This is a genomic window from uncultured Pseudacidovorax sp., assembly GCF_913773995.1.
Lineage (GTDB): Bacteria > Pseudomonadota > Gammaproteobacteria > Burkholderiales > Burkholderiaceae_C > Xenophilus.
In genome coordinates this window covers 40071-47170 of the sequence record NZ_CAJYES010000120.1, presented here as the reverse complement: position 1 = coordinate 47170, position 7100 = coordinate 40071, and the positions used below count along the sequence as shown (strand labels likewise).

General features: G+C 72.2%; 3 protein-coding genes and 1 pseudogene. 1 reads left to right on the top strand and 3 read right to left on the bottom strand.

What is annotated here, in order from left to right; genetic code table 11:
- Both QZ772_RS11295 and QZ772_RS11290 read right to left on the bottom strand, forming a co-directional pair.
- Window positions 1-1151, bottom strand: a pseudogene (locus tag QZ772_RS11295) (ATP-dependent DNA helicase); the annotation flags it as partial.
- A 31-nt stretch (window positions 1152-1182) separates the two neighbouring features.
- The gene (locus QZ772_RS11290; RefSeq protein WP_295526011.1) at window positions 1183-2409 is read right to left on the bottom strand and encodes an MFS transporter; all 1227 of its coding nucleotides are present in this window, start codon (window positions 2407-2409) and stop codon (window positions 1183-1185) included.
- Between the two features lie 306 nt (window positions 2410-2715).
- Here QZ772_RS11290 and QZ772_RS11285 point away from each other — a divergent pair, with 306 nt between their 5' ends.
- Window positions 2716-4245, top strand: coding sequence for an iron-containing redox enzyme family protein (locus tag QZ772_RS11285; RefSeq protein WP_295526009.1), 1530 nt, complete (start codon window positions 2716-2718; stop codon window positions 4243-4245).
- Window positions 4246-4273: 28 nt separating this feature from the next.
- Here the strand turns inward: QZ772_RS11285 and QZ772_RS11280 are convergent, their stop codons facing one another.
- Window positions 4274-7081, bottom strand: coding sequence for an ATP-binding protein (locus QZ772_RS11280; RefSeq protein WP_295526006.1), 2808 nt, complete (start codon window positions 7079-7081; stop codon window positions 4274-4276).
- Between the last annotated feature and the right edge of the window lie 19 nt (window positions 7082-7100).

The window sequence follows — 7100 nt, the reverse complement described above, 5'->3', positions numbered from 1 at the left end:
CCCAGCGTGGCCGAGTACATGGCGCGGGCCCGGTCCACCAGGTTGTGGGCCTCGTCCACCAGCACGGCCACCTGCCACTCCTCCTCGCGGGCCAGGGCGTGGAGCATGGCGCTGCCGTCGAAGTAGTAGTTGTAGTCGCCGACCACCACATCGCTCCAACGCACCATCTCCTGCGCGAGGAAGTAGGGACACACGCCATGGCCGACGCCGATGCGGCGCAGGGCCTCGCGGTCGAGCCAGCGGACCTCGGCCGCCTCGGCCCGGGCCGGCGGCAGGCGGTCGTAGAAGCCCTTGGCCAGCGGACAGCTGTCGCCATGGCAGGCCGCGCCCGGGCGCTCGCAGGCCGACTCGCGCGCCACCAGTTCCAGCACGCGCAACGCCCTGCCTCCGCCCAGCTGGCGCAGCGCATCGAGGGCGACCTGCCGCCCCGGCGTCTTGGCCGTGAGAAAGAACACCTTGTCCGTGCCGTGCGCGGCCATGCCGCGCAGCAGCGGGTAGGTGGTGGCCCGCGTCTTGCCGATTCCGGTGGGCGCCGGGGCGATCAGGCAGCGCCGGCGCGCTGCGGCGCGGTAGACGTCGCGCGAAAGCTTGTGCTGGCCGGCGCGGAAGTCGCCATGCGGAAAGACGAGGTCCGCCATCTGCGCGTCGCGCTGCGCGCGGTGGGCCTCTTCCTGCTGGGCCCAACGCGCGTAGGCCTCGCACATGGCCCGCAGCCCGGCCTGCAAGGCTTCGGCCTGGCAGTGTTCCTGCAGCACCGTCTCCTCGCCGCTGGCCAGGTCGAGGTAGACCAGGGCGACCGTGATCGAGGCCAGCGCATCGCGCTCGCAGAGCATGGCCGCATAGGTCCGGGCCTGCGCCCAGTGCAGCGCGCGATGGTTGCCCTTGATGCGCTCGAACTCGCCGCGGAAGGTCTTGATCTCCTCCACCCGCTGCTGGCCGGCGTCGTAGCCGTCGGCACGGCCGCGCACCTGCAGTCCGTCGACGACGGTCACCAGCGCCACCTCGCGCTCGTAGCCCGGCCCGCGCCGCGACTGCACCAGTGCGTGGCCGGCCTGGCCCTCGTGCGCCGTGGGCGCCGGCACGAAGCGGATGTCCAGATCGCCGGCCTTGGCCGCGAAGGCACACAGCGATTTGACGGAGACGCGGGGCATGTCGAAGAGCGCGGCGGGATCGCGCGCAGCGTCAGCGCGGCAGCGCGGTGGCCCGCACGAGGCGCGCGCGCCCGGCGCCCGCCCCGGCAAGCGCCAGCGCCACCCCCAGGACGCCGAACAGCAGGGCCGAAGCGCGGAAGCTGCCTGTCCAGGCCCGCAGCAGGCCCACTAGCATCGGCCCCGCCGCGGCCACCAGATAGCCCACGCCCTGCGCCATGCCCGAGAGCTGGGCCGCCACGCGCGAATCGGGCGAGCGCATGACGATCAGCGTGAGCGCCAGGGAGAAGGTGCCGCCCTGCGCAATGCCCAGCAGCACCGCCCAGCCCCAGATGCCCGCCAGCGGCGCGAACATGCAGGCCCACAGGGCCGCGACCCCGAGCACCGCCAGTCCCACGGCCAGGGCGACCTGGTTGCGCTGGCGCTGGGCCAGGGTGGGCAGCACGAGGCAGGTGGGCACCTGAACCAGCACCGAGAGCGAAACCACGAGTCCGGCCAGGGCCGCGGGCAGTCCGCGCTCGCGCAGCATGGGCGCGAGCCAGCCCATCACCGAATAGGCCAGCGCCGATTGCAGGCCCATGAAGAGCGTGACCTGCCAAGCCAGCTTGTCGCCCCAGAGTCCGCGCACCTGCCAGGCGGCCCCGCCCGACTCGCGCCGTGAAGCCAGCGCACGCGGGACCCACAGCAGCAGGGCCACGGCGGCCGGCAGGGTCCACATCGCCAGCGCGCCCTGCCAACCAAAGCCCAGCGCGTGCTGCAGCGGCACAGTCACGCCCGCGCCACTGGCCGCTCCGGCACAGACCGCCATCGTGTAGAGCCCCATCATCAACGCCGCGCGGCTGTCGAAGTCGCGCTTGACCAGCGCCGAGAGCAGCACATTGGCCACCGCGATGCCCACGCCCGCCATGGCCGAAGCGACGAACAGCAGTGGCAGCTGCGGCGCCCCGCGCAGCAGCGTGCCCGCGGTGATCAGCACCATGCAGGCCAGCAGCGTGCGCTCGATGCCCAGCCGCCGACCGAGCCAGGGCGCCACCATGGCGAAGGCGCCCAGGCAGATCACCGGCAGCGTGGTCAGCGCACTGGCCGCCGCCGCCGACATGCCGATGTCCGCCACGATGTCGGGCAGCACCACCGACAGGCTGGAGAACACCGGCCGCAGGTTGAAGGCGATGAGCACGATCGACAGGGCGAGCAGCCCCAGGCGTTGGCGTTGGGCGGCACGGTGGCGCGAATGCGTGGAAGCGACGGAGGAGGCGGGCATGCGAGGGAGATGGCGCCGGGAGCGGCGCGGCAGGCACCAGGGCCGCCCGCCGCACCGGCCAGCGAGGAAGAGGCCGGGGGGCCGCAGGAGGGTGGATGCTGCCACAGCGGCCTACCGGCCGGCCGCGCTCCCGTCCAAAGCCCATGCCACGGTATGTCGAGCGCCCACGGGTAGGACCACGCCGCGCCTCGGGGCAGTCAGCCGGCCGCCCGGGCGTCGTCCGGCGGCGGGGGGTCGGTCCGCGCCGACAGCCATCCGGGCGACCCCCTTGCCCGGCGCGCCGCCAGGCCCGGCGAAGGTGCAACCATGCAGAACCAACGCCTTGTCCAAGCGGTCCCCGAAGCCGTCGTGGCACCTCGATCATTCACGTCGCATCCGCTCGTCCCGCCGTCACCTGTGGGGGATGCCGCCAACGAGGCGCAACGGCAGCCTGCCGACGGTGCCCGCACGCTCTACGAAGCGCTGCTGCACGCGAACGACCGCCCCGACGACGCCTTGCGGACACAGGCCCGCGCCTTCATCGAGCGCTGGCGCAGCGAAATGCGCCAGCAGCCCTGCGATCTGCCCGACTCGCCCGAAGGGCTGGCCGCTTGGCAGCAGCAGAGCCTTGCCTCGACCGGCGCGGCTTACCAGCGCTACTTGGCCGAGCGCAAGAAACGGGCGCCCCGCCGCTACTTCCGTTCGCGCTCCCACGCCTTGTTCTTTCTGCGGGCGGTGGCGCCCACCAAGCTGGTCGACGGCGCATGGCTCTATGGTCTGCTGCCGGACGCCGCCAACCCGCACCTCAATGACCTCGTGCTCACTTACATCGAGGAACTGGGCGACGGCGACCCCGACAAGAACCATGTGCTGCTCTATCGCCGCCTGCTCGATTCGATGGGCATCGTGGACTGGGCCGAGCAGCCCGACGAGGCCTACGTGCAGGGCGCGCTACAGCTCTCGCTGGCTGCCTGCACCGAGGCCCTGCTGCCCGAGGTGATCGGCTTCAATCTCGGCTACGAGCAGTTGCCGCTACACCTGCTCATCACCGCCTACGAGCTGGACGAGCTCGGCATCGATCCGACCTATTTCACCCTGCATGTCACCGTGGACAACGCGGCGGGCGGCCATGCCCAGCGGGCGCTGCGCGCTGCCGCGGAAAACCTGCCTGCCCTCGCGGACCGCGAGGCGTTCTGGGCCCGCGTGGCCGATGGCTATATGTTGAGCAACGCCGGCCAGGGAACGACGGATGCCATTGCGTCCTTCGACCGCCACCAGGCCCTGCTGCAGGTGCTCGGCGGCCGCGCCAGCGAAGGCAGCCTGGCCCATTCCGACTATTGCCGCATCGAGGGGCGCACGGTGAACCAGTGGCTGGCCGATCCGGACGCGATCGGGGGCTTTGTCGCGGCGCTGGAGCGCAAGGGCTGGCTGATACAGGACAGCGACCCTGCACAGAGCCGCTTCTGGGCGCTGCTGCAGGGAGAGCACGCCAGCATGTTCGGTGTCTTTGGGGACTACGAGCTGCAGGTGATCTACGACTGGATCCGGGGCGACGCCGCGGCGGACGGGGCGCCCTTCTTGCGGTCGGGGCCGTGCGCGCGGGCGCCTTCACCACCGCGTGCCTTCCGTCATGCGCGGCGTGCGGGTCGCGGGCCGGCACCGCTCTCGCTCGCCACGCTGGCCGAGGACGGCAGCACACTCGACCCGGATCTGGCTGAACTGCGCCAGGTGTTGGCGGGCGAGAGCACCGTTGGCCGCGGCGAAGCCTTGCGTCGTCTGCTCGGCCCTGCGATGCACTGGGGCCCGGCTGGACTGGAAGCCACGCGGCACGTGGCCCAGCTTCTTCGCGCGGCCTGAGGCAGACGTTGAAGCACTGACACGCGTTTCAGGCGGTCGAGGTGCCTCGTCGCTCGGCGTCCAGTGCCTTCAGGCGCGCGAGCAGGATCTCCACCTGCGCCGGCTTGGCGAAGTGATCATCGAAGCCGGCCGCCAACGTCTTGCGCCGGTCCGCCTCCTGTCCATAGCCCGTCAATGCGATGAGCGCCATGTGCGCATGTGGGGGCTGTTGCCGCAGGCGGCTTGCAAGCTCGTAGCCGTTCAGCCCGGGCAGCCCGATGTCCACGATGGCGCCATCCGCCGACTGCTCGCCCAGCGCCGCCAGAGCCGCTTCCGCGGAGTAGACGACGCGGACGCGGTGCCCTTCCAGTTCGAGCCAGCTCGCGAGCGAGTCGGCGGCATCCTGGTTGTCGTCCACCACCAGGAGGCTGAGCACACGGCGCAGCTGTGTCGCGACCGGCAATGCATCGGCCGCCACAGAGGACACTGCCTGCAGCGGAAGACGCAGCTCGAAGGTGGCGCCGTGCCCTACGCCCTCGCTGCGCACGGTGATGGTCCCGCCATGCAGGCGGGCCAGGCTTTGGGCGATCGCCAATCCCAGGCCCAGGCCACCCGCAGCACGCTGCAGGGGCTGCTCGCCCTGCACGAAACGCTCGAAGACCCGCGGCAGCAGCTCGGGGGCGATGCCGATGCCTTCGTCGATGATGGCCAGAACGGCGTGCGGTTCCGGCTGCGCCGCATCGACACTCAGCACCACGCGGATGGCCTTGCCCGGCGGGGTGAACTTGGCGGCGTTGTTCAGCAGGTTGCCGACCACCTGGGCCAAGCGCAACGGATCACCCTGCACGGGCACCGGCTGCGCAGGCAGCTTCACCTGCGGCATGTCGCCGCGCTGCTGCAGCGCAGGCAGCGTCAGCTCCAGCGCCCGTGCGACCACGTCGCGCAGGTCCAGCGCCTCGGATTGCAGCGCGATCTTGCCCGCCACGATGCGCGAGACATCCAGCAGGTCGTCGACCATGCGTGACAGGTGCCGCACCTGCCGCTCGATGATCTGCCGCTCCCGCACGAAGGCCTGCGGATCGCGGCGCTGCACCAGTTGCAGGGCGAGCGCGATGGGCGCGAGCGGGTTGCGCAGCTCATGGCCCAGCATGGCCAGGAATTCGTCCTTGGCCTGGTTGGCGTCCTCCGCCTGCTTCTGCGCCGCGCGCGCCTGGGAAAAGAGACGCACGTTGTCCAGCGCCAGCGCCGCGCGCTGGGCCAGATCGTTGATCAGCGCCCCGTCTTCGACGGTGATGCGGCGGCCCGACTCGGCCTGCAGCACGGCCATCGCGCCGATGGTGCGGCCACGCGCGATCAGCGGCACGATGCAGCCGGCCGTGATGCCGAAGGCCTGCACGAACTCCCGCAGTTGCGGATCCAGCGCCTCGGGCATGCCCTCGTCATCGATGTTGTGCAGGAAGGTCCGGCCGGTGGCCACCGCCCAGGGGAATGCTCCGGGCGCGTCCGCGGGCGCGGCGCGCGTCTCCACCAGGGCCGCGATGGCGGCCGTACGCGCAGGGTCGAAGTGGTGCGTCAGCTTGCGCTGCAGCACGCCATGCTCGTCCAGCAGGTCGATGCGGCACAGGTCGCCGACGGCCGGCACGATCTGATCGGCGATGGCCCGCAGCGTGGCGTCCTCCTCCAGCGACTGGGACAGCACCGCGCCAGCGCTGACGAGCTGCGTCAGCCGCTGTTGGGCCGCCCGCGCGGCGCCGCTGGCGGCGCGCTCGGCCTCCAGCAGCTGCTGGCGCTCCGCCTCGCTGCGTCGCCGCTGCAACGAGGCCGCGGCCAGCGCATCGGCCACCGCGTCCACCTCGGGCACGCGGGAGGGCTCGACCACCACCGGCTCGCCCCGACCCAGCGCGTCGGCCTGCTGGCGCAACCGGGCCATGGGGCGGGTGACCCCGCGCGAGATCCACCACGCCGCGAGCGCCCCGTAGGCCAGCGAGACGAGCAGCCCGCCCAGGTAGGCCATGTAGGTGCGGCGCCAGGGCGTCTCGGCCAGGTCGGCCCGCGCGCCCAGCACCACGAACCACGGCGCGGACTCCAGCCGTGCCACCGCCGTCAGCGAACGCACGCCATCCAGGTTGGTGGAGGTGCCGACCCCGTCGCGCGCGGTGCCCATCTCCGCCAGCAGGCGCTGCAGGGTGTCGCTGGGTCCGCTGCCGCGCAGCCGGGCATCGTCGATGTTGCGCGCCACGCGGCGCTCGCGCGCGTCGAAGACCGACACCGACCAGCCCTCGGGCACGCGCTGGCGGCCCAGCACGGCGGTGATGGCCTCCGGCTGCACGATCGCGGTCAGCACCTGGAGGGTCTGGCCGTCGCGGATCACGGGCACGCGCACGGCGAAGGCGAGCCGGCCAGCCGGCCCCGGCATCATCGCGCCCACGGCAGGCTGTCCGGTGCGCAGCACCTGCTGCAGGCTGTCGCCATCGACCACGCGCGCCAACGCGCCCGCGGCGCCACCTTCGGTGTTGAAGAGCAGACGCCCGTCCGGCGCCGCCAGCACCAGCGCCCGCCATTCGGGATGCGAGCGCCGGACGGCGGTGGCCAGGCGCGCTGCCTGGGCCAGGCCGGCGCCGGCCTGATCGCCCATGGGCTCGGTCAGGGCCAGGGCGTCGAGGGCGGCGATGGTCAATCGCAGTTCGCTGTCCACGGCGGTGGCCACGGCGCGGGCGACGCCCAGGGTGGCCGCCCGGTGCTGGGCCTGCTGGCTGTCGGCCAGTGCATACAGCGCCAGGCCGCAGACGATGGCCAGCGGCAGGATGGCCATCGATGCGATCAACATCAGCCGGCCTTGCATCGTGATGATGCGCATGCGTCTCCTCGTGTTGGGC